This is a genomic window from Microbacterium sp. F51-2R (assembly GCF_052180235.1).
Taxonomy (GTDB): domain Bacteria; phylum Actinomycetota; class Actinomycetes; order Actinomycetales; family Microbacteriaceae; genus Microbacterium.
This window is the reverse complement of the sequence record NZ_CP197470.1, coordinates 1,860,526-1,884,599: the sequence shown is the minus strand read 5'-3', so window position 1 is coordinate 1,884,599 and position 24,074 is coordinate 1,860,526. Positions and strand designations below refer to the sequence as shown.

22 protein-coding genes, 1 tRNA gene and 1 pseudogene are annotated in these 24,074 nt (G+C 63.8%); 17 read left to right on the top strand and 7 right to left on the bottom strand.

Annotated features, from left to right (window positions below):
• Window positions 1-66: 66 nt before the first annotated feature.
• From ACSBPH_RS08455 to ACSBPH_RS08430, 6 genes and pseudogenes are all read left to right on the top strand, one after another.
• Window positions 67-154: transfer RNA gene (locus ACSBPH_RS08455), tRNA-Ser, on the top strand.
• A gap of 212 nt (window positions 155-366) precedes the next feature.
• Complete coding sequence (locus ACSBPH_RS08450; RefSeq protein WP_442577146.1) at window positions 367-849, top strand: hypothetical protein; 483 nt, start codon at window positions 367-369, stop codon at window positions 847-849.
• A gap of 110 nt (window positions 850-959) precedes the next feature.
• Window positions 960-1,301 carry a hypothetical protein gene (locus ACSBPH_RS08445; RefSeq protein ID WP_442577145.1) on the top strand — a complete coding sequence of 114 codons (342 nt, stop codon included), beginning with the start codon at window positions 960-962 and terminating at the stop codon, window positions 1,299-1,301.
• 111 nt (window positions 1,302-1,412) lie between these two features.
• A pseudogene (locus ACSBPH_RS08440) lies at window positions 1,413-2,685 on the top strand (IS3 family transposase).
• A gap of 157 nt (window positions 2,686-2,842) precedes the next feature.
• Complete coding sequence (locus ACSBPH_RS08435; RefSeq protein WP_442577144.1) at window positions 2,843-3,697, top strand: toll/interleukin-1 receptor domain-containing protein; 855 nt, start codon at window positions 2,843-2,845, stop codon at window positions 3,695-3,697.
• A gap of 469 nt (window positions 3,698-4,166) precedes the next feature.
• Window positions 4,167-4,685, top strand: a complete 519-nt coding sequence (locus tag ACSBPH_RS08430; RefSeq protein WP_442577143.1) for a hypothetical protein — start codon at window positions 4,167-4,169, stop codon at window positions 4,683-4,685.
• A 662-nt stretch (window positions 4,686-5,347) separates the two neighbouring features.
• On the opposite strand, the gene ACSBPH_RS08425 is transcribed toward ACSBPH_RS08430, so the two are convergent.
• On the bottom strand, window positions 5,348-6,856 hold the full coding sequence (locus ACSBPH_RS08425; protein ID WP_442577142.1) for a toll/interleukin-1 receptor domain-containing protein: 1,509 nt from the start codon (window positions 6,854-6,856) through the stop codon (window positions 5,348-5,350).
• A gap of 234 nt (window positions 6,857-7,090) precedes the next feature.
• Here ACSBPH_RS08425 and ACSBPH_RS08420 point away from each other — a divergent pair, with 234 nt between their 5' ends.
• The 6 genes from ACSBPH_RS08420 to ACSBPH_RS08395 all read left to right on the top strand — a co-directional run bounded on the left by ACSBPH_RS08420 (window position 7,091) and on the right by ACSBPH_RS08395 (window position 12,783).
• Entirely contained in the window at window positions 7,091-7,570 is a 480-nt protein-coding gene (locus tag ACSBPH_RS08420) for a hypothetical protein (RefSeq protein ID WP_442577141.1), read from the top strand.
• A 181-nt stretch (window positions 7,571-7,751) separates the two neighbouring features.
• The gene (locus ACSBPH_RS08415) at window positions 7,752-8,591 is read left to right on the top strand and encodes a hypothetical protein (RefSeq protein WP_442577140.1); all 840 of its coding nucleotides are present in this window, start codon (window positions 7,752-7,754) and stop codon (window positions 8,589-8,591) included.
• A 236-nt stretch (window positions 8,592-8,827) separates the two neighbouring features.
• A complete protein-coding gene (locus ACSBPH_RS08410) occupies window positions 8,828-9,862 on the top strand; it encodes a hypothetical protein (RefSeq protein WP_442577139.1) in 1,035 nt (344 codons plus the stop codon).
• Window positions 9,863-10,109: 247 nt separating this feature from the next.
• Window positions 10,110-10,742 carry a hypothetical protein gene (locus ACSBPH_RS08405; RefSeq protein ID WP_442577138.1) on the top strand — a complete coding sequence of 211 codons (633 nt, stop codon included), beginning with the start codon at window positions 10,110-10,112 and terminating at the stop codon, window positions 10,740-10,742.
• A gap of 4 nt (window positions 10,743-10,746) precedes the next feature.
• Window positions 10,747-11,730: an SIR2 family protein gene (locus ACSBPH_RS08400; protein WP_442577137.1), complete on the top strand. Its 984-nt coding sequence runs from the start codon at window positions 10,747-10,749 to the stop codon at window positions 11,728-11,730.
• 297 nt (window positions 11,731-12,027) lie between these two features.
• Window positions 12,028-12,783 (top strand): DUF4839 domain-containing protein, encoded by a 756-nt coding sequence (locus ACSBPH_RS08395; protein ID WP_442577136.1) that lies wholly within the window; start codon window positions 12,028-12,030, stop codon window positions 12,781-12,783.
• A 74-nt stretch (window positions 12,784-12,857) separates the two neighbouring features.
• On the opposite strand, the gene ACSBPH_RS08390 is transcribed toward ACSBPH_RS08395, so the two are convergent.
• From ACSBPH_RS08390 to ACSBPH_RS08375, 4 genes are all read right to left on the bottom strand, one after another.
• Window positions 12,858-13,472 carry a TIGR02391 family protein gene (locus tag ACSBPH_RS08390; RefSeq protein ID WP_442577135.1) on the bottom strand — a complete coding sequence of 205 codons (615 nt, stop codon included), beginning with the start codon at window positions 13,470-13,472 and terminating at the stop codon, window positions 12,858-12,860.
• Window positions 13,473-13,950: 478 nt separating this feature from the next.
• Window positions 13,951-14,409, bottom strand: coding sequence for an SRPBCC family protein (locus ACSBPH_RS08385; protein WP_442577134.1), 459 nt, complete (start codon window positions 14,407-14,409; stop codon window positions 13,951-13,953).
• A gap of 158 nt (window positions 14,410-14,567) precedes the next feature.
• A complete protein-coding gene (locus tag ACSBPH_RS08380) occupies window positions 14,568-14,888 on the bottom strand; it encodes a hypothetical protein (RefSeq protein WP_442577133.1) in 321 nt (106 codons plus the stop codon).
• A 531-nt stretch (window positions 14,889-15,419) separates the two neighbouring features.
• Window positions 15,420-17,327, bottom strand: coding sequence for a hypothetical protein (locus tag ACSBPH_RS08375; protein WP_442577132.1), 1,908 nt, complete (start codon window positions 17,325-17,327; stop codon window positions 15,420-15,422).
• 273 nt (window positions 17,328-17,600) lie between these two features.
• Between ACSBPH_RS08375 and ACSBPH_RS08370 the strand changes: the two genes are divergently transcribed.
• From ACSBPH_RS08370 to ACSBPH_RS08360, 3 genes are all read left to right on the top strand, one after another.
• Complete coding sequence (locus ACSBPH_RS08370) at window positions 17,601-18,323, top strand: hypothetical protein (RefSeq protein ID WP_442577131.1); 723 nt, start codon at window positions 17,601-17,603, stop codon at window positions 18,321-18,323.
• 149 nt (window positions 18,324-18,472) lie between these two features.
• Window positions 18,473-18,652: a hypothetical protein gene (locus tag ACSBPH_RS08365; RefSeq protein ID WP_442577130.1), complete on the top strand. Its 180-nt coding sequence runs from the start codon at window positions 18,473-18,475 to the stop codon at window positions 18,650-18,652.
• Window positions 18,653-19,420: 768 nt separating this feature from the next.
• Window positions 19,421-20,962, top strand: coding sequence for a cutinase family protein (locus tag ACSBPH_RS08360; protein WP_442577129.1), 1,542 nt, complete (start codon window positions 19,421-19,423; stop codon window positions 20,960-20,962).
• A 215-nt stretch (window positions 20,963-21,177) separates the two neighbouring features.
• Here ACSBPH_RS08360 and ACSBPH_RS08355 read toward each other — a convergent pair whose 3' ends face one another.
• Complete coding sequence (locus tag ACSBPH_RS08355; RefSeq protein ID WP_442577128.1) at window positions 21,178-21,324, bottom strand: hypothetical protein; 147 nt, start codon at window positions 21,322-21,324, stop codon at window positions 21,178-21,180.
• A gap of 224 nt (window positions 21,325-21,548) precedes the next feature.
• Between ACSBPH_RS08355 and ACSBPH_RS08350 the strand changes: the two genes are divergently transcribed.
• Window positions 21,549-21,899 carry a metallopeptidase family protein gene (locus ACSBPH_RS08350; RefSeq protein WP_442577127.1) on the top strand — a complete coding sequence of 117 codons (351 nt, stop codon included), beginning with the start codon at window positions 21,549-21,551 and terminating at the stop codon, window positions 21,897-21,899.
• A gap of 86 nt (window positions 21,900-21,985) precedes the next feature.
• Here ACSBPH_RS08350 and ACSBPH_RS08345 read toward each other — a convergent pair whose 3' ends face one another.
• Entirely contained in the window at window positions 21,986-23,611 is a 1,626-nt protein-coding gene (locus ACSBPH_RS08345) for an FAD-dependent oxidoreductase (protein WP_442577126.1), read from the bottom strand.
• Window positions 23,612-23,706: 95 nt separating this feature from the next.
• On the opposite strand from ACSBPH_RS08345, the gene ACSBPH_RS08340 reads away from it, so the two are divergent.
• The gene (locus ACSBPH_RS08340; RefSeq protein ID WP_442577125.1) at window positions 23,707-24,066 is read left to right on the top strand and encodes a UBP-type zinc finger domain-containing protein; all 360 of its coding nucleotides are present in this window, start codon (window positions 23,707-23,709) and stop codon (window positions 24,064-24,066) included.
• Window positions 24,067-24,074 lie beyond the last annotated feature (8 nt).

Genomic DNA, 24,074 nt, shown 5'->3' with positions numbered 1-24,074 from the left:
GGACCGGCCCGCGTCGCGTGACCGGCTAGACTCGACGCCGTTCGACGGATGCCTCGGCATGCGTCGGGAGGGTTGTCCGAGCGGCCGATGGACCTGGTCTTGAAAACCAGTGGGCAGCAATGTCCCGTGGGTTCGAATCCCACACCCTCCGCCATTTTCTGATGCCGTATGGCGGTGTCGTTCGGGGTGTCGTGGCTGTTGAGGCTAGGCCGGTCGGGGGCTACGAGGGGTGACCGCTTGAGGTGCCCCTGCGGGCATTCCGTTCGGGCGGGGTGAACGGGCGGGGCTCGTTCACGCTGAGACTCGCAGGTGTTGTGTGTCGGAGACCGCCCGCTCAGCGACCGGCTTGCGGACTCACCCGATCCAATGTCGGTGCCGCAGCGTAGATTGCGCGCCATGGATAACCTCGGTGCTCCGCTCCAGATCCTCCTCGCGGTGCTCTCGGTGCCTGTGCTCACCGCAGCATTCACCTGGCTTGCCCGACGCTTCACGAAAGAGTCGCGGCTCACGATCCGGGTCGAGCGGCTCGCCGCGATCTACTCGAATCTTCCCGACGGCTCGCCACGCGGAGAGTTCGCGAAGCGCCTCAATGAGGCGACGGCAGAACTGAACGCCCGCATAGACCCGCTGTTCAAGCGCGAGCGTCGTCGGAAGTGGAAGGTCGGTGTCTGGATCATCGGCGTCGGAACCTTTCTCACCGTGCTCCCGGGGCGCGCAATATTCGGCGAAGGAGTCACGAGTTGGGCTGGTGTGCTCATCGGCATCGTGTGCGTCATTGCCTTCCTCTTGATCGAGCGGGACACGCACAAACAGCGAGCGGCGATCGCCGCGAAGGAGGCTGCCCTCTAGTCGACGGACAATCGAACACTCGCTACGACGTTCAACATCTCGGAAGCCGGCGCTGGACTCGACGCACCGCAACCATGCGCGTGGCGTGTGCCTTGGCTAGTGTGTGCCGCATGGAGCTCGAATTCCGAGGTTGGAAGCACGACGTTCGTGGCCGCAAGCACACCGTCCGGGCTGTCGGGCCCAGACGGGTGAGGTCGCTTCTCGGTGAGGTAGATGATCCGAAAACTCTCGTGGCGCGAGAGGAGAGCGGCCCTGAGTTCAGTTCGGCCTGGACCGCGCGGGGTTACCTCGAGGATCTTTCGCTGGGCGGCAACTACCTTGTGACGTTCAACCTCTCACGAGAGTTACTCGACACGTGGCTTGACGCGTTCATCGAGGAGTCCCCCGCCGACGCCCTCGCGTTCCTGCAGGCAGCCGTGAAGCGGGCGCGAGCGGCGGGTCGGGCGCAATAGAAGGCCGGCGAGTCCGCCGAGGGACACACTCGGGCATGGACCGGCCCGCTCACTGAACCGTCCCCGGTCTGATGCCCGCTTCCTTTCGAGTCTGGAAGGAAGATGTTGATCATGCCGAAGAGGATTCCGGAGGAGACGAAGCAGCGCGCAATCAGGCTCGTGCTCGATCACCTCGATGAGTACCCGAACCTGACGGCCGCGTGCGAGGCGGTCTCGGCTCGCCTGGGATTCGGGGCCGAGTCGCTGCGCCGGTGGGTGCGGCAGGCTCAGGTTGATGCCGGCGACCGGCAGGGCGTCACGACCAGCGAGTCGGAGCGGATCCGCCGGCTCGAGCGGGAGAACCGGGAGCTGCGTGAGGCGAACGCGATCTTGCGGGACGCGGCGGTTTTCTTCGCCGGGGAACTCGACCCCCGACGCCGCTGATCCTCGCGTTTATCGAGGAGCAGCGGACCAAGGGCCGCTCGGTCGGGTCGATCTGCCAGGTCCTGCGCGAGCAGGGCGTGCAGGTCGCCGAGCGGACCCACCGGGCGTGGAAGCACGCGCAGCCCAGCGACCGTGACCTCGCGGACGCGGTCGTCATCGAAGCGATCCGCGCCGTGCGGGTGAACGCGAAGGGCGAGCCGACACCGGAGTCGATGTACGGGCGGCGGAAGTTGACCGCGCTGCTGCGCCGCCAAGGCCTGGTGGTCTCGAAGCGACGCGTCGACCGGCTGATGGGTCAGCTCGGCTCAACGGCCTCGTGCGAGGCAAGGGCGTCCGGACCACGATCCCGGACCGCAACGCCGCCAGGGCGCCGGACCTGCTGGACCGGGACTTCACCGCCCCGGCCCCGAACCGTCGCTGGGTCGCCGACTTCACATACGTGAGGGCATGGGCGGGGTTCGTGTACGTGTCGTTCGTGATCGACTGCTACTCGCGGGCGATCGTCGGCTGGCATGCCGCAACCGTGAAGACAACCCCGCTGGTCACCACGGCGCTGCGGATGGGACTGTGGCGACGCAACCGAGCCGGGCACCAGATCGAGGCCGGGCTGATCCACCACAGCGACGCGGGCTCGCAGTTCACCAGCGTGTCGTTCGCGGAGACCCTCGCACTCGAGGGCATCGCCGCGTCCATCGGATCGATCGGCGATGCGTACGACAACGCCCTGGCAGAGTCGACCATCGGGCTGTTCAAGAATGAAGCGATCCGCGACGGATCGCCGTTCCGAACAGGGCCGCTGCGCACCATCGACGACGTCGAATGGATCACCGCCGGCTGGGTCGACTGGTACAACTCCCGCCGCCTGCACTCGACCCTCGGCGACGTCCCGCCCGAAGAGTTCGAGCAGGCGTACTACGCTCACCAAGAATGGCCACGCCACCCGGTGCTGGCACCCGCATAGGAGCGGCACAGAACCGGGGACGGTTCAAAGGCCCGCCGCTCGAGCCACCATCATCCGGGGCCGACTGGGCATGGGTCGCGAGCGACCCAGAACAGATCGACGACGGCCTTCCATCTTGCCCGCTACATGGTCGATCACCCGCCGATAAAGTTAGTCCGTGAAGGTCTTCATCAGTTGGTCGGGCGACAGGGCCAGGATGGTGGCGGAAGCTTTGAGGACGTGGCTTCCCACGGTTCTTGCTGGGAACGTCGATTGCTTCGTATCGAGCCAAGACATCAGGCGAGGCGATCGTGGGATGGATGTGATCGCATCGGAGCTTGAAGGCCGCGACTACGGCATCGTCGTGCTGACGAGCGAGAATCGCGAGTCTCCGTGGATCAACTTCGAGGCGGGCGCACTCGGTAAGTCGCTGGGGAAGGGCAGGGTATCTCCCGTTCTCGTCGACATCGCTCGAGCGGATGTCGAGGGACCGCTCGCACAGTTTCAGAGCACGCTATTGACAGACCCCGATGACTTTCGCCAACTCGTCCGCGACCTCGCCGCTCTGACCCCCGGCTTACCCGACGAGACGGTCGATGCGATGTTCGAGGTGAAGTGGCCGTTGCTCGCGGAAGTTGCACAGCGCGCGTCTGGCCTTTCTAACCCGAAGACAATACGCACGACGGATTCGATGCTCGAAGAGGTGCTTGAGGTCGTGCGCGGGCTTCAACGGGAAGTCGCAGCGCTTCCACGTGGCGGCTTCCCAGCCGCAAGACTTGCTGGTCTGGAGGAAGCGATCGGTTTGCGAGGTAGCGATCCTGCGTGGGACCTGTTCATTAGTGAGATCGCACATGATCCGATCCAGCTCGGGCTTCTGCTAGATCGCACCCAGCCTAACTCGACGAAGACAACCCTCTGGAGGGCCTTTGAAAGGCGGGAAAAGGCAAGACGGGACGCCGAAGAAGATGCAGCCGCGGATCTGGAGGACGATGCAGCCGCCAACCAGGGCGAAGATCCGGACGACGAGCCATGAGTTGGTTAAGAAGCCGCAGGGCGTCCGTCTAGTGTCACAAATCATCTTCTAGGACCCCCCGCAGGGGCCTGACGATCTTCGTGCGGCGGTCGTGCGTAAGAGGACGCGCAACCGCACGCGCTCTGGCCCGCTCTGGACATGCCTCAACCGCGCATCGCTCCCAAGCGGACCGGCTTGCGAGCGCCATGGGTCGAGGTCGCGTTGTATCCGCGATACGCAGTTGATCAGCTCGCTGTTTGATGGAGCTCTCAGAACTCCTAACCGCCGCCGACACAGTCCAGTCAGTGGCGACCAACCAGTTGCCAAAGGCGTTTCCCCCTTGGGGATGCCATCACTTCCGCGCGTCGCTACCGGGGCGGTCGAAAGCAAGACAAACTGTGGCCGTGCCCGCGTGGTTCCAAGTGATCGCCCCGAACTCTGCGTTCTTCGCCGACTCTCGCGCGCGCTCCACGGAGTCAGGTCGCTAGCTGTGGAGTTCTGGCTGGTGTTCTGGGCCACGACCTGTGGCGCGATCGTCGGTGCTGCAATCAGTGCCTGGTTCGCCGATCGCGTCGCCAAGCGGCAGGACGCTCGTGAGCAGATTCGGTTCGAGGACATGCGCGCTGAGACGAAGCGATTTGCCGATGAGGAGCGGGCCGCGTTGTATCGGGAGCGCTTGGACACACAACTCGAGACCGTGACCAATGCAATGAAGGACTACGAAACCAAAGTCCGCGGCGACTACACACGCGAGGATTGCGAAGCCTCATGGAGGGCTTATATCGGTGCGGTCGACCGCGCAGCGGCTCACGCGAGGGATCAGGATCAGACTGTGTTGAGGGCGCTCTTGCATTACTCGTTGGTGCCCGGTCGACCGGGCGAGGCGATGTGGATGCGCCTTTCAAAGTTCATGGAACTCACGGGTCAATGGCGACGAGGGGAGACTAACCTCAACAATGTGATCGCGGGCTTCGAACGCAACTCGGGCGACGCTGCACCAGACCGTTGAATCGCGCTATCTGCGACCCCTCCAAGCTGGGCTAACACGACGGCCCTATATTTGGACGTCGTCCCTCTTTGCGCCCACTATCTAGGCACGAGTGGCAACCGCGGCGGCGATCTCTGCCGCGCCGAGGAGCACACCGACGATTGCGGCTGTGCGCGATGTCGACGCTCTGTGTGGTGCCAGCGCTGGTGACGAGGTTCGGTGGATCCGAGTTTGGCGAATCAGCTTCGCTTTGAACAGTCGACGAGTTCGTGGATCCCGCCCACGACCCCGCCGTCTACTGGCCGGCTGAGTTCCGCAGCGCAGCGGACGAGTGCGTCAGCTTCCTTTCGAGCCCCAGGCCGGGTCCGGACAGTTCGCGAAGACAGTCGTGAACCAACTTCGCATCGCGCGCACGCTGATGTTCGAAGGCCTCGTCGGAGCGCGCAGCGGGCCGTGCGATCTGACGAGATCCTCGCGGACGTCCCGGACGATCGCGGCACTTCGGGGAGTCGTATTCTCGGAACGCCCTGCGAGACGTGGCTTCTGGCGCCTAGATAGAGCGCTCATCGTCGTCCTCCTCAGGCGGTCGACGTTGCCCAGGTGGGTGCAAACGCCGTTAGTACGTCGCGACCATGATCCGCGGGGCCGATCCAGAGCTCGAATGAGAAGCGCCGTACCGCGGTTCAGGGCAGGGTCGCGATGTTGTCTGGGAACATGTTCGAGAAGGTGGGGATGTTATAGTCCCAGCCGCCTCGGACGGACCCGTCGCTACTCCTCTTCTCGGCGTCGGCGTAAGCGACCTGAAGCGCGGCGACATTCTCTGCGCCGAACATCTTCGCGATCTTATCGGCACGCTCGCGCGAGACCATCTGATTGAGTGGCGCCACAAAATCGCCGTGCCGCGAACGGAAAACGGACAGCTTTGGGAACCACCATCGCCGTTCTTGCTCGGGGAACTGGAACCGTGTGAGCAGGTGCAACATACTGTCTGCCGCGATGAGTTGAGAGAAGTCGACGACCTTGAAGTGAGCGGCGTGCTCACGGTGCATGTCCGCGGATACGCTCACGCGGCGCAATTGAAGCCGCTCGTTGCGATAGCGGTCCAGTACTTCGTTGTAGCTATAGAAGTCGTCGAACGTCCCGGCACGCGGCGACCCGCGATGGTCTTCGTAGAAGTATGTGTGGTTGATCAGTCGGTGCACGGACTCGTACCGTCGGTGCTTGATGAGTAGCGCCACGACAGACACCGCCAGCTCGTGCACAGCGAAACCGATGTGTTCGTAGTCGGCGTCCCGCCACGAGGATGCACCCACTGGCGGACCCTCCTGAGACTTGGCGCGCACGAGCAGGTCATCGATGAAGTCGACCAGTTTCGCATCCGTCACGTCGGACTGCATCGTTCGGTCGAGTTGCACAAGCAGTTCTCTAATCAGCGGCTCGACAGCCTCCACCTGCTCCACGATGAAATCGTCAATCTCTTGACCCTCGCCGGGCGCGAGTGTTCGGGACGCGTGAAGATGGTCGATGAAGTCGTCGACCGCGTCGACGAAGCTGCCTGAAGTTGGTGCGCCAGCGCGAGTGCGCGGGATTAAGGTGTGGGGCTGACTCGAGTTCGAGTCGAAGACTGGCCGCCGACCAAGGGCCGGCTTTACGTACTTCGGTTCTCCGTAGATGTGGCGGACCAGTTCGTCGAGGCTTGCTTCGAACGCATCGGCGTCGGTGAAGTCGATGTAATGGCGACTCTTCATGTACGCGGGCAGATACGGGTGCCCGTGTTCGTCACGCTCAAAGATGAGCGCGACGAACTTCTCCTGGTCGATGCGGTTATAAACCTCTTGACTGATCAGCTGAGTCTCGGTCCCGACACCACCCTGCCGCGCGTCCGCCTTCGTCGCATATGCGCGGTCCGCGATCACCAACACGAAGCCGACCGAGTCGTCTGTGACGGTTCGCTCCATGAACGCAGCCAGATCATGTCCGGGTCGATTGTCGTAGATGTCAAGAAGTACGTCGATGCCGTTGCCAAGCAGTCGATCGGCGAAGGTCTTCACGCGCGCAAGTTGTGCCGGGCCAGACCACGCATACGAGAGAAACGCGCGGGGCTGGTCGGTGCTACCCCGAGCAATCGCAGCTAGCGCGCTCTGGCGCACATCGCCCGCGAGCGCAGAGTCGATCTCGGTCTCCGATGTCATTGATTGCTCCATTGCTCGCGACGCCTTCCACGTAGCCTCCCACGAGGTGCCGACAAATCCGACCGCCTACTGCGGCCTGCGACTCTGGCAAGGGGCCGATCGAGCGCTCAAAATGCACAGAACGGACACCCCGTCCGTTGCCGCTCACGAATTCGCCCCGCTCAGAGGGCATTGCCCGTAAGGGGATCGAGACACCGCGGCTCCATCTCGTACCTGTGCGGCAATATGTGGGCTATGTCTTCCAGTTCGGACCGCATCCTCAAAGACTCGTCCGTCAACTTTGACGCCGTAAAACAAACCGTCGACGATGTCATCGCTGCGATGTTTGCGATCCCAGACGGTCAGCAGAGGTTTCCGCGCGGGTGGTGGCCGAGTGGCTGCTGCGAGAACGCGGCGACCGCCATCGCAGGCGTGCTCGCAGACCGCGGCCTCGGGGACTGGTTGCTGGTGTCCGGCAAACGTCCGGGTCAGATGAACGGACACATGTGGCTCGAACTGCGAGACGACGACGGAAACAGTCTCTACTCCATCGACGTCACGCTGCACCAGATGCGCGAGTTTGACGAGCCCTTCATTGGCGAGGGCGTCTCGCCCGGAGCCGCAGTCTTCACCGAGCAGCGCGAGGCGTACTCGTTGCTGGACTGGCCGTGGCTCGGGGACGAGAACGCACCCTTCCGACCGAACCTCCGTCAGGTGCGGGCGCTGGTCCGATAGGAACGAACCGGTCGGGCCAACCTCGAAAAAAATTCAAATGGAGCCGACAGGCCGGTCGCGGCCCGAAGCACTCGTGCGCCCTCATCGCACAGTGTTCGCATAGGGATCGTCAAAGCGCGTCTGTCCGTTAGTCCCGCTGAGAGCCGGTCCCAGCGCCCATCGATCACCTAGCGTGAAAGTCATGGCTCCTGCCGAACCAGTCACGCCACCGTCCGATGACCTTGATGCTGCAGACAACGAGATCAGGAAGCACCCTGGCTCCAGGGCGAGTCGTCGGATCAGCAACGTCAACCGGATCTTCGATGTTTGGCGTGATTTCACGCAGACGCTAGACGAGCTCCTCGCTCGATGCGAGACGGACGAAGATGTCGTCGTCGCTCTCACTCGAAATGTGGGCGACACCACCGGGCGCGAGAGCCTCGTGCGGATGCTTGACCAGTCACTGCTCGCCTATGTGGCCGGCCTAGTTGCAGTCGTTGATCAATCGCGACCGATCGTCGACCTCTTGCGCCCGGCCAGCCGTAAAGAAGCGCTCAAACGAACATCCATCCTCCTCGCCGCACACCCAGAGGGGCTCTTTCTCGCCAAGTTGCGAAACTACATACTTCACTACCTGGCAGCGCCCTGGAGATTCGCGGCGTCGTTCGGCGAAGGCCAACCCCTTAGCGGGGAGGTCTCTCTGGATACTGAACAGTTGCTCGAATGGGACGGCTGGAAGGGTGCGAAGGAGTTCATCGTGGATGGCGGCAGCTCCATACGACTCAGCCCCCTCATTCGCCCCCACTTCTTGGCAACCGCCGAGTACCTTTCGTGGTTGCTCGACACGGCGGCGAGTGACAATCACGGACTGATCGAGCAAGCGAATGGGCTCATCGCGCGCCGCAACCTAATCCTCACGGGTGGCGTCTCTGACGGACACGACTGGGCCGAGCGGGTCGCGCACATGGAGGAGAACCTGCGTCGGGCAAGACGCGGCGAACCCCAGACTGACTTCAGAACGGGTAAACCCATCCAGGAGTGAGGCGACAGCGTCGCACCCTTCCGGCGAGCGAGCGACTACCTCTCTTGCCCGGCTGGTCGACCTTCGAGACTCAGATCCCCGCGACCAACTAGACCTATGGCCGGAAACTCGGCGGTCTGCAACATCCAGCAAGTTGCCCGACTGGGGATCCGTGGTTGCGGCGACGCTGTTTCGTAACACAACAATTGGCTATGCGCGTCCCCGCCTCCCACCAGGGCAACACTCGAACCGCAGCCGTGCTCAGCCTGCTGTCGCTGCTACCCGCGGTCGCAGGGGTGATTCTCTTCGAAATCAGCTTTCTTGCGCTCATTGTTCACGTCCCTCAAAACGTCGTGCTCGCGGGCGCGTACGCGAGTTGGATCTTGGCAGCGCCCGCGTTGATCGTCGAAAGCACTTACTCGACAGCTAGTGGGAAGGTGTCTGCGCGTGTCCGCGGCTGGGTGTTGCGCCCAACGTTCTATGCGTGCGCTATAGGCGCTGGCTTCTTGGCTGGCGCCGCGACCTACTTCGCGTATGTTTGGGCTGCTTCGATGTGGGGGCAGCTGGGGACTTACGTCCAGCTCGTCGGCATCCTCCTCGGCATGGCTTTGGTTACCGCGGTTGGCGCCATCGCACTGACGTTCGGAGTTGACTTGGTCAGGTCCACGCTCCGAAGGGTTAGAGCATGGAATCGCCCCATTCTTGAGGGGTGGACTCAAGACGAGCTCCGGGAGGCGATCGAACCCAGGCTCAAGTTGGGGAGGTGGCCTGATCCGCAGGCCGTCGACCTTCGCGACGAGGCACTGGTCTATCTCGCCTCGGCGGCGCGAGAGCAGCAGTCCCGCGCCATTCTCTTCGGTCAGATCCTTCTTCTAGTCGGGGGCGCGCTCATCAGCGGCGCAGTGGTGCCGTTTGTCTTGAACATCGTGTCTTTCATGGACGCAGCCTTCACTCAGATCGGGACCTTCCCTCCGGATATGTCTGACGCCGCCCTTGAGCCCGGCACATTCGGGGCGCTCACATTCCTGGCCATCTCTCTGGCAATTGGTTGCACTGGGGCCTACCTCGTCCTCGGCGGCGCGGGGCGCTCGGCGCGACTCGCAGAATTCTACGAACGCGAGTTGCAAGGCCGCGCACGTCCCGTGGCAAACGTCTCATCGGCGTCGCGGTGGCGTCGACTTGTCGCGCCCATTCAGTGGCTCTTCGGCGCCAGCACTAACGTGGCGCCGCTCCACAACCCACAGTCCTCGCCCGCGCTCACGAAAGTGGATGCGAACGGCGGCAGACCGTGAGGCGCCGGCGTTCGCTGACACGATCATTGGAAACGGCACCAGGCACACCCGAGCAGTGCCCGATGCAGGATGCCAAACGCACGCGCCCGCGGCCACTCAGGCGGGCCTCATGCCGACAGCGCACGGCTGCGGATCCGATTCGAACGTCTTCACGCCCTTCCCTGATCTGCTCGAGTGCCTTGCATGGTCTCGACACACCCAAGGTCGCTCAGTTCCGACATAGTGGGCCGCCCGCGAGGATATGAATGTGGATGAACGTGTCATAGTCCTTCTCGGCGCAGGCGCATCAGTAGATGCGGGCCTCCACCTAACGACTGCGCTCGCAGAGGTGATCGTTCGAAACGTCAACGCCTCTGCTCTAGAGGAACGAGGGCCGAGGGGCGAGCTTCCCGACTGGGTGCGTGCACTGAATTTCGCCTACGGTGCGATGGTCGGTTACCAGGCTGAGGATGGCAGCGACCCGCTGCAAGCGGTGAACATCGAGCGACTTATCTCTGCACTGCGACTCCTGCAGGATTCAAGGACCCACGAGGTCGCTCCGTTCGTGGGAGCGTGGAAGCCCGGCGCGCTGGGAGTGGGGGCACCTCACGTCGATTCACATCTCGGCGATCGAGTAATTCGTGCGATTGGCAACGGCTTCGGCGAAGGATATCGCGATCAACAAGCAGTGAGCGACGCAATCGCCGCCATCGCTCGGTCGGCGGTGCACACGGCCAGCCCTGGAGAGTTCAAGGAAGCCGAAGAGCGCATCTTGAGCGAGCTGAGCCAGGTGCTCAGCAACGTCAAGAATGTCGGATATCTGTACCCGCTCGCGGAACTCGCGAAAAGCCAGGGGCGGTGGCCTCGATATCCTCACCCTCAACTACGACTTGACTATTGAACGCATGGCGCAAGAGACCGACACCCCGGTCGACCGCGGGATCGGGTCATGGGTTCCCGGCCGCCCCATCGCACGATCGTGCGTCGACGGCCGGATCAACCTGCACAAGCTCCATGGGTCCCTCGATTGGGAACTGGAGATCGACCGCCGCCTCACTCAATCGCCCGAGATCATCTCTCCCGAATCTCAGATCCGCGGGTCAGCCCTTGATCCAGGTCTGTACACGTTTCGTCCTCGCACGCGCCCGTGGATCGTCGTCGGCGATCGCGAGAAGCTCGCGACAGACGGTCCCACGCTTGATCTGCTCCAGTCCGCGATGACGGCGCTCCGGGAATCGACACATCTGGTCGTAGTCGGTTACTCGTTCTCGGACGCTCACATCAACGCCATGATTCGGGACTGGCTGGCCTCCGACGATAAGCGAACGATCGGGATCCTCGACCTCAACTGGCGGACGCCCGGTGAGCCAGCCTTCCGCACGCAACTTATCGAGCGGTACGGGGCCAGCCACGAGGCAAAAACGGGAAGTAGGGTCGTTCCAATCGCGGGTACGGCCGCCCAGGCACTCAGCACAGCCCTGACAAGTCGACCAGAAGGACCGGATCCCGTCCCTTATCTGTCAGCCACGCACAAGCTTGAGCCCGACCACCTTGAAGTCGAAGTGACGCTGCTCGGCCCAGATCTTTTCGGCGCTTCGCTCGATCTCCACTTTCCAGCAAGCGCGACTAGTACACGTCGGCCTCCCATGCCCCGAGGACATGACACCTATCTTTCGCTCCAGGAACTTCGCGCTGGTCGCACGTCGCTGATACCGAGTTCGTGGCATCCTGTGCACGTCGACCATTGGCGAACGGGCGACGCCATCACCGTCTACTGCCAGCCGCCCACAACAGGACCGGTCGAGATTCAGGTCTGGGGCTCGCGCATAGACGGACGCGACCACACTTCGGTTTCACTCGAGATCATTCCAAGCGAATCTCTTGAATGATGAAGCGCGGAGACTGCGAACTCGGAACGGCGAGTCGGAGAGGTGGCGCCCCGCTGATGTGCGCTGGGGCGCGGGGCTCTCAGCTCACCCGGACCTGTCCCCGCACCCTCGCGTTCGCAAGAGGACGCCAGACGGAAGGCCGACCGGCCGTACGCTACCCCCGCTGATCGCGTATGGCCCGAATGAGGATGCTCATTGAGCTTCGTCACGCTCTGATACCCGCGTCAGAACCGGATCCGCGATCGGTAGGCTCGGCGAGGCCGATCAGGTTCGGCACTGAATTGGGGGTAGCTGAGAATGACGACGGACACCGAGGTCAAGTACGAGGAGCGGACCGCCCACGCGATGCGTGGTATGGAGTCTAGAACCATCAAGAAGTGGCAGGACGACGCCTGGGAAGTCGTCTCGCAGACGCACGGGAAACTGCAGACCGAGATCACTTTCCGTCGCCCAAAGCCGAAGTCCCGGCGTCTGCTATGGATCATTGGTGGTGCAGCGCTTGCGCTTATCCTCGGGACCGTAATTACCATCGGCGTCATAGGCGAACGAAACGCACCCGCCGGGACCGCAGAACCAGCGACAAGCTCAACCCAAGAGGCGCCCGAGGAAGAGCCGGCACCTGAGCCGACGCAAGCAGAACCCACCCCCACAACCGCGCCAGCGCCGGCCGTCCTGACTCCTGAGAACAGTCCAGAGTTCGCGTCGATCCTCGCCCTCGGGGACTACTGCTCACCTGACATCGCAGCATTCGCCACGGCGCACAGCGGTGACACGATCGCGTTTCCCGGATACATCGGCGCGATCAACCCGCACGACCGTGCCACTACCCGCTACGACATCCTCATCGGCGCCGGCGAGTACAGCGAGACATCAGCGCCGGGGCCAGCGTTCCAGTTCCGTGACGTAAATACCACGAACGACATGCGCTGGGTTGGTGACGTTCCCGACAGCGTCGGCGTCGGCACGAACCTGGCCGTCACTGCGGAGGTCGACCGGTATGAGGAGAGCAGCTGCCTGTTTGTGATCGAGCCCGTTAGCACAGCAGTCCGGTAGGCCAGCCCCGGTGCACGCGACGGCTCCGCCCGCGTGCACTGCCCGGATGCGGATCCCACTTGACCGTCCCCGGCTCAGAGGGTGACCAACTCACATTGCTCAATCCATCGAGCAAGGATGCTCAGAGTCGCCAGTTGTTCTAGTGCCTCCTGTTTCGGCATCTCGTCGATGGAGTGCGAGGCGGGGTTGCGCACGGCGGCGAACACTCCACGTGCCATATAGAGGATGCCCTCTCGCATCGACTTGACGGTTAAGTCATCGTCGTTGCCTGGCCAGCGCAAGCGTGGCCGGTCCTGCTGGGGGGAATCGAGCGAGAAGGCTTGCAGCATCAATTGGCTGTCTCCAAGCTCGTAGCGCTCGGTCTGATCCTTTACATACCCGCTAAGAGCCGTCGCAGCCCTCTGCACAGCGTCGGAGTAGTGGCCCGACTCCCAGCGCCCGGATGCTGCACTCCAGATCAATGGGTGGAGCGCATCTGCCGACATCGTCGGAGCAGTGGACCCTAGCCTGGCCGTCGTTTCGACTTCCGTCAGCACGCGCCCGCGGGCGCGTGCTGCTAGGTCGATGCCCGCCTGCACTTCAACTTCGTCGGCATTGGCGACTACCAGAAGCGTGGGGCTGGTCGCCAGCCCTAGCGCAACCTGAATTACCCGCGCTGCCTGGTCTTCGCGCTCGCGTAGTGCATCCATTTCCGGGGTATACCGCAAAGCCCACGGCGTTGGTGCAGAGCTGTAAGTATCTGGCTGGCGTGTGCGAGACGCACCGGCAATCCACGCATCGAGCACTCGGACGACCCAATCTGTGTCCACCCACGCAGACTATCGAGCGCCCGGAGACGCTTGATAGCCCGGCAGCTCACTCCTCCCTGGCGCCACGCCTGTCTTGGTGGAGCCCGCGCCCGGACACCAGTGAAGATCACCGCATCATGAGCCGCTTAACAGCCCGCACGCTCGCGAAAAGCTTCTCAATAAACGCCCCGAAGAGGCGGGTTCGGCATGCGCTCCGGTGCCCATGACGGGACCGAAAACCCGCGTGCGAGCGCCGGCACATGCGACATCGCCCCCGCGCTTTGCGCGGTGGGGTAGAAAGTACGCGCCAGTAACGCCACCAATCCCTCCTTAGCGGGCGATGCCCGGATGAGGATCCTCGCGGTCCTGCGATCTACGATCATTGTTCTCCCTCGGACGGATAGGTCTTGGCCAGCCAGTCCTTCAGGGACTGAAGGTCAGCGCCGAGCGCTCGCTTCGCCGTGAGCCGCAGCACCGGGTAGAGCAGTACGTTGCGCAACTGCAGGTCGAGTCGATGAAGGATGCGGACCTCGCGGGCGGTCTGCTCGAGGTGGAAGCTCAACTCGGCCTGGCGGAACATCGACGACTGCTGCAACTGGAACGCGAACGTCTTCGGAGGTTCCCACCGGCTGATCCGGAAGCTCTGCCGCATGCCCGATGGTGCCGTCGTCGTACCTTCCCAGCCCAGCCCGACCGGCCGCGTCTCGACGGTTTCGATGCTCGCAACGCTCTTGTCCCACAGCTCCGAGTTCTTCGGATCGCTGAGGAAGTCCCATACATCAGCGAGGGCCTGCGGCACGAGGACCTCTGCTTCGATCCGCATGCGCGTGAAGGTCATTGCATCAGTCTGCCGAACCCGCCACGGGCGCGCGCAAGGTGCCGCGAGGACCGCTCGCCGACGTCCCTGATCCGTGCGCGGCGCGTTTAGGGATGGACCAGGGCCCCGAGCAGCCATTTCAGCGATCGCTCGCACGACTGGCGGTTGGTCTGGGCCGGTTATGTCTCCGGCGCAGCGTCCCCATCCTCTCGTGCCTCTTCGGATGCCGCGGCACCGATCAGGTTGAACGCGAGACCGAGAAAGGCCACAAGCGCCACCAGCCATGCGATCCATGCGAAGTTCCAGTCCAAGCCGTGAAGTTGAACGCCGACGACCGTCAGAGGGAGGCCGACGAGAGAGGCGGCGACGGTGGACATCGTCGTCCGCCGAAACCACTTCGCTCTTCGAATGTTGAGATGGATAGTTCGACGTTCCAGCACGACGGTCAGCAACACCAATGGGAAGATGGCCGTCAGCACCGCGCACGTGGCTTCGCTCATGCCGCGAACTGTATCCTGCCGATTCGACACCCGCGGCGATGCGCCGACATCGTCGCAAGACAGCGCGCAACTGATTGCCTGGATTGGACTCGCGCAGTAGTTTCACGTACTCCGAGTGAAGGGAAACAGTTCGGCGGTTAGGCTTCCGCGGGCAGGGTCGAACCAAGTTTGATGTGGCGCACGTTCGCGCGCATTGGTCCGAGTTCCGGGCGTCGCCCGTTTGGGGATGCGAAACGCACGCGTCCCGAGTCGCTCGCGGCCGACCCGCAGTCGTACGGCCCACACGTGTTCACGGTGGCTGCGCACACTGCACAGAGCGAAGGTCGAGCGGTTGGGTACGGAGCGGCTAGGGTATGGGCGCGCGCTACACCGTTGCTGGAGTCAGAGAGTCAAAAGGGATATCGCGCAGGCTGTCAGGCAGGGCTGACACCGGAACATGAGTGATCGCGGGAACGAGGAGCGTGTCTTCACGCACCCAGGGTGCACCGTCGTGCTGGTGCTGATCGTGGTCAGACTGGCGGTGGCGCCGTCTCATACCGTCCCCCAACTAGCTGGATCTGCTCGCCGCGTGAAGCGCGCTTGCGTAAATGCTCGCGTGACCCACGCGAAGAGACTACCAATGGTAGTGCAGCCAGCAACCACTAGGATCGCCGTCCACAACATGACTACGACCTCCCGGCTCCCGAGCATCGGACCGATGGTCGAGATTACCAAGCTAGCCACGAGAACGCCCACCGTTATGGCTGTGACCGTGCGAGCTCCTAGATCACCATCCCAGAGCGCTCCCCCGCGGCGAAAGCTGCTGGTCGCTGTGAGGGCAAAGGGGAAGGCGAGCAGGATCTGCAGCAACCCTGATACTTCAGCCACGGGCGCGTCAGATGCCGGCGGAACGTAAAGCGCTGCCGCAGCGATCGTCGCCGAGATGATGAGTGCGGACGCACACGCCACCAGCGCAGTAGCAAGGGAACCGGGCATCCGCTCATAAAACTTGCAGGCGTACGACAGTTCATCGAAGCCCAGTAGGGCGGGATCTCGGCGGTGATCGGTGTTGGTGGGGTGACGCACGTAGAGATGAGCCGTTCTTTGCCCGCGCCGAGGATACATCGCGTACTGAAGCGAGCGGTGCTGGGCCCTTGTCAGCGAACCTCCGTTGATCGCCCGACGGAGCTCCTGCTGAGCTAAGTACGTGCCTTCCGATCCTCGCACTGCGAGGTGATAAGCCGATGTGCGAGCGGCCTGAGTGGTCGGGTGGTCTATTGAATGAGGTGAGACACCGAGCAGCACCCGCGCGAGGTGGATGACATCGCGGCGAAACCGTTCTATCCGAGCAAGAGCCCCAGGGGGGTTCGCCGAGTAGCGCTTGAGTGTGGGCACAACAATTCGGTCCACACCGATGCGTATGTGCGGCGCAACCGAGTTCTGTTCTGGCAACGGCCGGACAGCAGTTCGCCGCCTGCGCCAAGTCCAACCAGCCGCTTTCAGGGGCTCCTCCGCGGCGCGGGGGTTCACTACATCCACGGCGGTGCAGATCGGATACTGCTGGGCAAGCACGAAAACGATCGCAGCAGCCGCGTCCAATAGCCGACTTCGTTCCTTTCGGGTATCGAGCGCCAGTATCGATTTGTACAGTTCCACGTCACCGTCCGAGTTTGCACACAGGAGCGCGCGCACCTTCGATTGAAGACTCTCATCTCCTCCTGACTCATACAGGGCCAGAGCAAGACCGCCCGCCGCGCGAATCAATTCACGGACGGCCAGTAGTGAAAATGCTGTTGCCTGCAAATGAGTTAGTGAGGATGCGCGTTCCCCGCCTTTGCCGTGAAATCGGAGGCCATTCTCCAATCGACCCCGGGAGCACAAAAGGACTGGTACGACGTACGACCCGTCGGGGAGTCGCCGCGTGGAGACGGTGAATGAGATCGTGTCTCGAATCGTACGAGTGCCGGACTCTACCGATTCCGTGATCCGGACGAATCGGTCCGCGGGCTCAGCGAGGCACTGCGCGAAGAATCGTGCCTGTAGGAATGAAACGGACATACTTGCGATCTCTTGGTCCAGTCGGGCCTGATCCGTGAGCAAGGTGCGACCTGGAACCTGAGCACTTTGCGTGCGCACATCAAACGAGAGCAGCATGCCCGGTAGCCCAGCGATCAGTGCACAGAAACAGAGAATGGAAAACCCGGCTACCGCAGCGCCCTGAGGCATGGCACCCAAGGCCGCGAATGGTGCACCGATCCACCCCCACCCGGCCGCCGTCAGCCAGCTGAAGACTCCACTTAGATCTGGACTCCAGATGACACGCACCAAAAAGATCGAGCCCGCCAAGGCGAGTGCCAACGCTATTCCGATAAGAGTGAAACGCGCGAGCATCCTGGGGCGTACAACGGCGTCTTGATCACCATCTGCCAGCCGCGCAACCTGGCTTTCACTCCCCGACATGATCGCGACTGTAGCGTTAGTGGCCCTACCATCGTCGACAATTTTGACCGGGGACATGTCGCCGCGGGTGACGCCGAGGCGGTGGCTGAAGGCCCCGTAGGAGAACTGCGCGCATTCGGATCTGAAACGCGCGCGGCTGTTCTCCGGCACCCCCTAGCGAGCGATGCCCGGATGAGGATCCCGCGCCATGGCGGTTCGAGGGGAGCGCCGCGGAACGAGGTTGCGGCGGCGGGTGCCACCGATTCGGGTCGTCCGCTGCCCCTCACTCGTCGCGTGAAGGGGATCCTCGATGCGATGGATGCTCGACCGGACGAGTTCCACGCTGGCTACGAGCGCGACCTGCTGCGCTCATGGATCCATAAGGCGCGTGCGCGGGGGCGAGTAGTCGTACCGCCGCACTATGATCCGGTCAACTGGTGCAATTGCGATCATGGGGGCTGGGACTTGGGGAAGTCGGCACGAGTACTGGGCTGGGAGTTCAGGAAGACCGCCCAGGAGATGAATGCGCTACTGAAAGAGCACGGCTATCTCTACGGCGAACCCGGTGCGTACGGACTCACCGAGAAGGGCGAGCAGTTCGGCGCTGATCATTACCACGAGAACGGCTACGGCGGTTACGCACATCGCAACTGGGAGACGCGTACCTGGAACGACGACTTGGCCGGTGCGCTTCGGGCGGACATGGAAGCCGCCCCGCTGGAGCCGACCGAAGTACTCGCGGCTGACGTGGCGCCGGCTGTCCTCGAGGTTGACGAGCCCGACGGCAGCGGCTACGTGGTGACTTACGACGACAACGGCGATGCGTTGCCGGACGTGCAGACGAAGCACTTGGTTGCAGGGTTGGCGGTGCTGGTGGCAGGTGTCCTTATCTGGCGCTATGGACCACCGCTCTGGAACAACCACATCAAGCCGAAGAGTAAGAAGGCCTGGGACAAGCTGTCGAAGCGTGGTCCCCTCAACGACGAAGAGCCTGAGGGGTCCGAACCTACAGAGTGATCGCGGGCTGCATCACGCATTGAGTTTGGCGCTGCGCCTCAAGGGACATCAATTGCGCGGCACCAGGCCCGCACCCCACGTCCCCTTTCGCGCAGTGCCCGGAAAGGGATCCGATCGCGGCGAGTTGCGCCGTCGCGTACGCTCTCGGCATGGAGCCGTACACGCCCGTCGAGCTCGCGCGACTCCTCGGGTACGCCAAAGAGGCGCGCGCAGGGCTCGTGGTGCGCAACTATCTCCGAGCGACCTACCCCGATCACATGAAGAATTCGCGGTGGGAGCTGACCGAAGCGGAAGCGACCGACGTGCTGGCGAACCTACCGAGGGCTTAGTTCGGTATCGACCCGTAGCCACTCCCCCGTCCTGCAAGTTTGGCGAGCGCAATTGTGGTCCAGCGGTTGCGGGCTGCCGCCGGGTCGGAGGTCAAGTGCCAGGCGTGGCAGGTGTGACAAGGGTGAATCCCGACCTCGCCCCGCGCTGGATGCTCGGTTTGAATGCGGCGGAGCACGTATGCGGCGCTGATTGGTGGCGGATAGGGGCGTTTCTGGCAGGCGGGCATCGCCGCTCCCTTCGAGTGAGGAAACGACGCGCTCCGACCTAGTCTGCCGACCGACGTCCGAGCCTGCGGCTGTATCAAGCCCGGGCCCTGCGGGATGCCGGGTTAGGACTTACACCGCGACAATCATGCCCGAACTCGTTCTCGACCCGCAATGGCAACCAGAGCGCGGAGCGTCAGCGCCGGGTGGGGGAAGCCGATTGTCGGAAAAGTCCTCTGAACCACGAAAGGAGACCACTGCACGCGCGGGTGCCCACCTCGGGCAATGTGCGGATCGCGATCGAACGCGCTCACGACCGCCCGCGATCTCCCTCATGCGGGCAATGCCCGTTTACGGATCCGCCCGCGAGGCGAGAGGACCGGAAACGCTCAGGGTGACCATCTTCCCGGGCGACTTGGCATTGACAGCGGTAGTCCAGAGGCTTGGAGCGTCTCATAATGGCTCATTCCGAAGGATCTGTTCACGCGTCGGCAACATTGAGACTTGCCCTGGCCGATATGCTCAGCGCTGGACGCGGCCGTCTGCCGTGCGGAGGGGGATGACATGCGGCGTATCACTGCGACGATCGCGTCGATCGTGAGTTTGATCGTTGCGGGAGTGATAGTCGTCGCTCAGCCGGCGGGCGCGGAGGACTACCCGCCGTTGGCGACGACGAGTTCGTCGTGCATGGACGTTGTTGTCATCGGTGCTCAGGGCTCCGGCCAGACCTACAACGAGAATAGGGGCCTCGGCCCGGAGGTTTGGCACGGGCTGAACTACTACGTCGGTCACATGGCTGGCTATGACGTCGGATACTTTGCGATTCCGTACCCGTCCGCTGACGTCTGGGTTCTTGCCACAAAGTCGACCCGCAAAGTCTTCTGGGAATCGATCGATAGCGGCGTCACAGAAACCCTCAAATACCTGGAAGCGCGTATATCTCGATGCCCAGACGAGCACTACGTGTTGGCTGGCTACTCCCAGGGCGCCATGGTCATGCATCGGACCATACAGCTGCTGGCCACTGGCAAAGCGAGCAAGCAACTGAATGCAGCGGTGTCGCGGGTGGATGGAGTGCTCGCGATCGCTGATGGAGATCGCGCGAAGAACCAGGGAGGCATCTCTTACGACACCGCCCCGCTCGATGGCGCTGGCATTTGGTGGGTGTCCGGCACGGGAGGTAAGTACAAGCCCGGCGCGATAGTGCCGGACGTCCCTGCCTGGCCCGCAACCCGGTTTCACTCTGTGTGCCACGACGACGATGTCGTCTGTGATCCGAACCTCTTCCGAGTGGACTACGGACTCGCAGTCCATACGGAGGTCTACCGGGCCGACGGCGAGAGTGCAGCCTTCGTTGCATCGGCGGCCACCGCCATCGCTCAGCAATCGAAGCAGCTCCAACCGACGATCACGAGCTTGACTTTGCCTGCCGCGATCGCTGGCACTTCGTATAGCGCCCAACTCGTCGCGGCCGGTGGGACAGAGCCGTACCGATGGACTCAGGTTTCGGGGTTGCTTCCCAGTGGACTCTCGCTAGCGGAAAGTGGCTTGATCTCGGGAGTTTCGTCGGACCCGGGATCGGGGACGTTCGACGTCGAGCTCCGCGACGCACAGGGAGTTATTGACCGGGCGACGATCCAGATCGTCGTCTCTGAAGCTGTAGTCGGCGAGATCAATATCAGCCTCAGCGGTGCGGGTTGCAAGCTGCCCGGAAACTCGAACGGCACCTACAAGGGATACGCGTTCGCGGTCTCGATCAACAACACCAGTTCGATCCCGGTCACCATCCAGAGCACGTCGATCACGCTCAACGGCGTCTCTCTTGGGGATACCGCCCTTGTGGACCTGGTTCCGCCCGTTCCCGAGGTTGATCCCAACCCATTCGTCCTCGCGCCAAATGGCGTGGCGGCTGGGGCGCTGCTCACGGGGAACGCGTCGAACAGCCAGAACGGCACGCTAACGATCACCTACACCATCAACGGCGGCACACCCATCAGCGTCAGCACCCCTGTGAGCTCCCTCCCGCCCATCGAGAACGCATCGTGCACCGCGTTCACCGCAGCCGGGAAGGAGAAGCTCGCGCTCCTGACAGGGATCCCCCTCTAGGCCCCGAATACGGCATAGCCGGAGGCATGCAACGTTCACCTTGGCGCCTTGCCCGGTGCGAGTAGGTGGTGTCTGACCCGCCGCGCGAATGGGTCCGATCAGCGGGCATCGCCCGCAACAGGATCCTCTGCGCGCGCTCGCGGTCGCTCACCCGGTTGACTGCGCAGACTCTCCGCGGCACCGAGTTCGTGTAAGGGGTGCTCCCCAGCGGCGAGCTAGTGCTTCTTGACTCTGGAGACCGCGTCGGTGTTCTCTACTCGACTGCTCGCAGCTCGCTTGTCCGCCTTCGCCGTGCGCTTCTCTTTGAGAGTCTTTGCCGGCGCGGTCTTGCCGCCTTCTTTGCGCGTGGACTTGTCACCCATGGTCGTGCTCCTTCGAGAGCCACGGTGACCCTGTCAACCTGACGCTACACGTACTGCGCGGCGGCGGGCCCGCCGCGATGCCTCATAACACGCCACAGCCCACCAGCGGTCGGTCGCGATCCGTGAGCGCACGGTGCCCGCATGAGGCTGGTCGGGCGGCATGAGGCGGGCGATCGGGTGAAGGATGCAGTCGTTCTACGCGCCGTGCGGGGGAAGATTGGGCCATGGTCGAGATCTCGGACGACGATTTCGCGCGCTTGGTGTCCGACGTGTTCGACGCGCTCCCCGACGACATGGTCCGCGGGCTCGAGAACGTCGGGATCGTGATCGAAGACCAACCCGTGGGGCAGCGGCCGCGTCTGTTCGGGCTGTACCGCGGGCATCCGCTGACAAGACGCGGGGTGTACGGCTTCGGGGAGCTGCCCGACCGGATCACGCTGTACAAGAACAACATGCGGGAGCACAGCGCCGATCTCGACGCGTTGCGTGTGCGGGTGCACATCACGCTGGTGCACGAGATCGGTCACTACTTCGGGCTCGACGACGACCGGCTGCGGGAGCTCGGCTGGGCATAGCCCGCCGCCACTCCGCACCGACAAGAAGCTTCCGGGCAACCCCATCCGCTGCTACCGGACGAGCGCCGCGGTCGTGAAGCGAGGCGTCAGCCGGCCAGGGCCCGATGCACCGAGGCCACGGCGCTCGAACCCTCGCCGACGGCGGCGGCGACTCGCTTCATCGATCCGCGGCGCACGTCGCCCGCCGCGAAGACGCGGGGGATCGACGTCTCGAACGGCAGCGGCTCGCGGCCGAGCAGCTGCCAGTGGCCGAGGGTCTGCGTCGTCACGTCGGTGCCCGTGCGGATGAACCCCGCTCCGTCGCGATCGACGCCCGGCAGCCAGGCCGCTGCGGGGTCGGCGCCGATGAAGCAGAAGAGCCCCTTGGCATCGACGTCGCCCGCCGTGTCGATCCGGACCGACTGCAGCGTGCCGTTGCCGTCGAGGCTCACCACGTTCGACCCGGTGTGCAGGCTGATGCGGGGGTCGTCGGTGATGCGGTCGACGAGGTAGCTCGACATCCGCGTGCCGAGTTCGGCGCCACGCACGACCAGGTGGACGCGGCATCCGTTCGACGAGAGGTAGAGAGCCGCCTGCCCGGCGGAATTCGCGCCGCCGACCACGACGACGGGCGATCCCGCGACCTGCTTGAGCTCCAGTGGCGTCGCCGCGTAGAAGATCCCCGAGCGCTCGAAGTCCTCCCAGCGGTCGAGGCGCAGGGTGCGGTAGGCGGCCCCCGAGGTCACGATGGCTGTGCGCGAGCGGATGACGCGTCCGTCCGACAGCGTCACGTCGATGGCGTCGTCGACCGGCCGCAGATCGACGGCCTCGCACGGTGCGCAGACGCGCACGCCGAACTTGATCGCCTGCAGCGTCGCCTGGCCGATCAGCTGTCCGCCGCTCACTCCGAACGGGAACCCGAGGAAGTTCTCGATGCGGGAGGTGGATGCCGCCTGCCCACCGGGCGCGACGGCTTCGAGCAGTACGGTGCTGAGCCCTTCGGACGCCGCATAGATCGCCGCGGCAAGTCCAGCCGGGCCGCCGCCGATCACGACGAGATCGACGACCGATTCGCCTCCCGGCTCATAACTCAGACCGAGCTGTTCGGCGACAAGACCCGGAGTCGCACGCGGGAACGCCTCGCCCTGGACGAACGCGAGAGGCAGGTCGGCCTCGACGTAGTCGTGGCCCGCATGCGGTTCGATCTGGTCGACGGCGACGGCCGTGTGCACGAGGTCGAAGCGCTCCGCGAAGCGGCGCAGCGCCAGGAACTCGCGGGACCTCCCGTTGCCCACGAACTTGAGGGTGAGCGCGGCGGGACCGCTGCGCAGCGACTCGCGCCGCGCCCACAGCGCATGAAGGATGAGGTCGCCGAGCTCGTCCTCCTCCGAGATGAGCCGGCGCAGGTTCGCCCGCGAGAGCGAGCGCACGCGCGCCGGCCCCTTCGCACGTGCCGAGAGGAAGGCCCGTTGCCCGTTGAGCAGTCCCAGCTCGCCCACCATCGACCGGGGGCCCATGAGCGCGACGACCTCCTCGCCGATCCACCAGAGCGCGTCGCGCACGACCTCGATCTCGCCGTCGTCCACGAGGATCATGGGGTAATCGGCATCCCCCGTGCGGAAGACGTGCTCGCCGTCTGCGACGTCCCGTGCCTCGGCCCGGGCGCAGAGCTTCTCCCACTGCTCGTCGGTGAGTGTCGGAGCGATGTTCTCGTCGGTCACATGGCCGCCCATGGAGCAAAGGGTAGTCCGGCCCGGTGTCCGAAGAGGGGTCGGCGGGCGCGGAAGTGCCTATAGTGCGAAGACGACTCATTGCTCGGAGGGCCATTTTGACCGATCCGCAGATCGACCCCCGCGTTCCCCCGACCGGCACAGGCTGCGTCGAGTGCAACGACGTGGGCGGATGGTGGGTGCACCTTCGCCGCTGCGCCGCGTGCGGCCACATCGGATGCTGCGACACCTCGCCCGCGAAGCATGCCACCGCGCACTTCCGCGAGACCGGCCACCGCTACATCCGGAGCTTCGAGCCCGGCGAGAGCTGGTACTGGGATTACGTCGCGGAGGAGACGGTTCAGGGCCCGCCGCTCGCTCCGCCTGAATGCAGGCCCGAAGATCAGCCCTCACCCGGGCCCGCTGACCGGGTCCCCGATGACTGGCGCTCCGAACTCGCGCGCATCAACGCGGCCTGAGTGTCCGG

Bases quoted from the DNA above. Each gene is read 5' to 3' on its own strand.
- ACSBPH_RS08350 (WP_442577127.1), top strand. From the start codon at position 21,549: ATGGTCGAGATCTCGGACGACGATTTCGCGCGCTTGGTGTCCGACGTG.
- ACSBPH_RS08445 (WP_442577145.1), top strand. From the start codon at position 960: ATGGAGCTCGAATTCCGAGGTTGGAAGCACGACGTTCGTGGCCGCAAG.
- ACSBPH_RS08450 (WP_442577146.1), top strand. From the start codon at position 367: ATGTCGGTGCCGCAGCGTAGATTGCGCGCCATGGATAACCTCGGTGCT.
- ACSBPH_RS08360 (WP_442577129.1), top strand. From the start codon at position 19,421: ATGCGGCGTATCACTGCGACGATCGCGTCGATCGTGAGTTTGATCGTT.
- ACSBPH_RS08375 (WP_442577132.1), bottom strand. From the start codon at position 17,327: ATGTCGGGGAGTGAAAGCCAGGTTGCGCGGCTGGCAGATGGTGATCAA.
- ACSBPH_RS08355 (WP_442577128.1), bottom strand. From the start codon at position 21,324: ATGGGTGACAAGTCCACGCGCAAAGAAGGCGGCAAGACCGCGCCGGCA.
- ACSBPH_RS08385 (WP_442577134.1), bottom strand. From the start codon at position 14,409: ATGACCTTCACGCGCATGCGGATCGAAGCAGAGGTCCTCGTGCCGCAG.
- ACSBPH_RS08395 (WP_442577136.1), top strand. From the start codon at position 12,028: ATGACGACGGACACCGAGGTCAAGTACGAGGAGCGGACCGCCCACGCG.
- ACSBPH_RS08365 (WP_442577130.1), top strand. From the start codon at position 18,473: ATGGAGCCGTACACGCCCGTCGAGCTCGCGCGACTCCTCGGGTACGCC.
- ACSBPH_RS08400 (WP_442577137.1), top strand. From the start codon at position 10,747: ATGGCGCAAGAGACCGACACCCCGGTCGACCGCGGGATCGGGTCATGG.
- ACSBPH_RS08425 (WP_442577142.1), bottom strand. From the start codon at position 6,856: ATGACATCGGAGACCGAGATCGACTCTGCGCTCGCGGGCGATGTGCGC.
- ACSBPH_RS08390 (WP_442577135.1), bottom strand. From the start codon at position 13,472: ATGGATGCACTACGCGAGCGCGAAGACCAGGCAGCGCGGGTAATTCAG.
- ACSBPH_RS08415 (WP_442577140.1), top strand. From the start codon at position 7,752: ATGGCTCCTGCCGAACCAGTCACGCCACCGTCCGATGACCTTGATGCT.
- ACSBPH_RS08380 (WP_442577133.1), bottom strand. From the start codon at position 14,888: ATGAGCGAAGCCACGTGCGCGGTGCTGACGGCCATCTTCCCATTGGTG.
- ACSBPH_RS08420 (WP_442577141.1), top strand. From the start codon at position 7,091: ATGTCTTCCAGTTCGGACCGCATCCTCAAAGACTCGTCCGTCAACTTT.
- ACSBPH_RS08345 (WP_442577126.1), bottom strand. From the start codon at position 23,611: ATGGGCGGCCATGTGACCGACGAGAACATCGCTCCGACACTCACCGAC.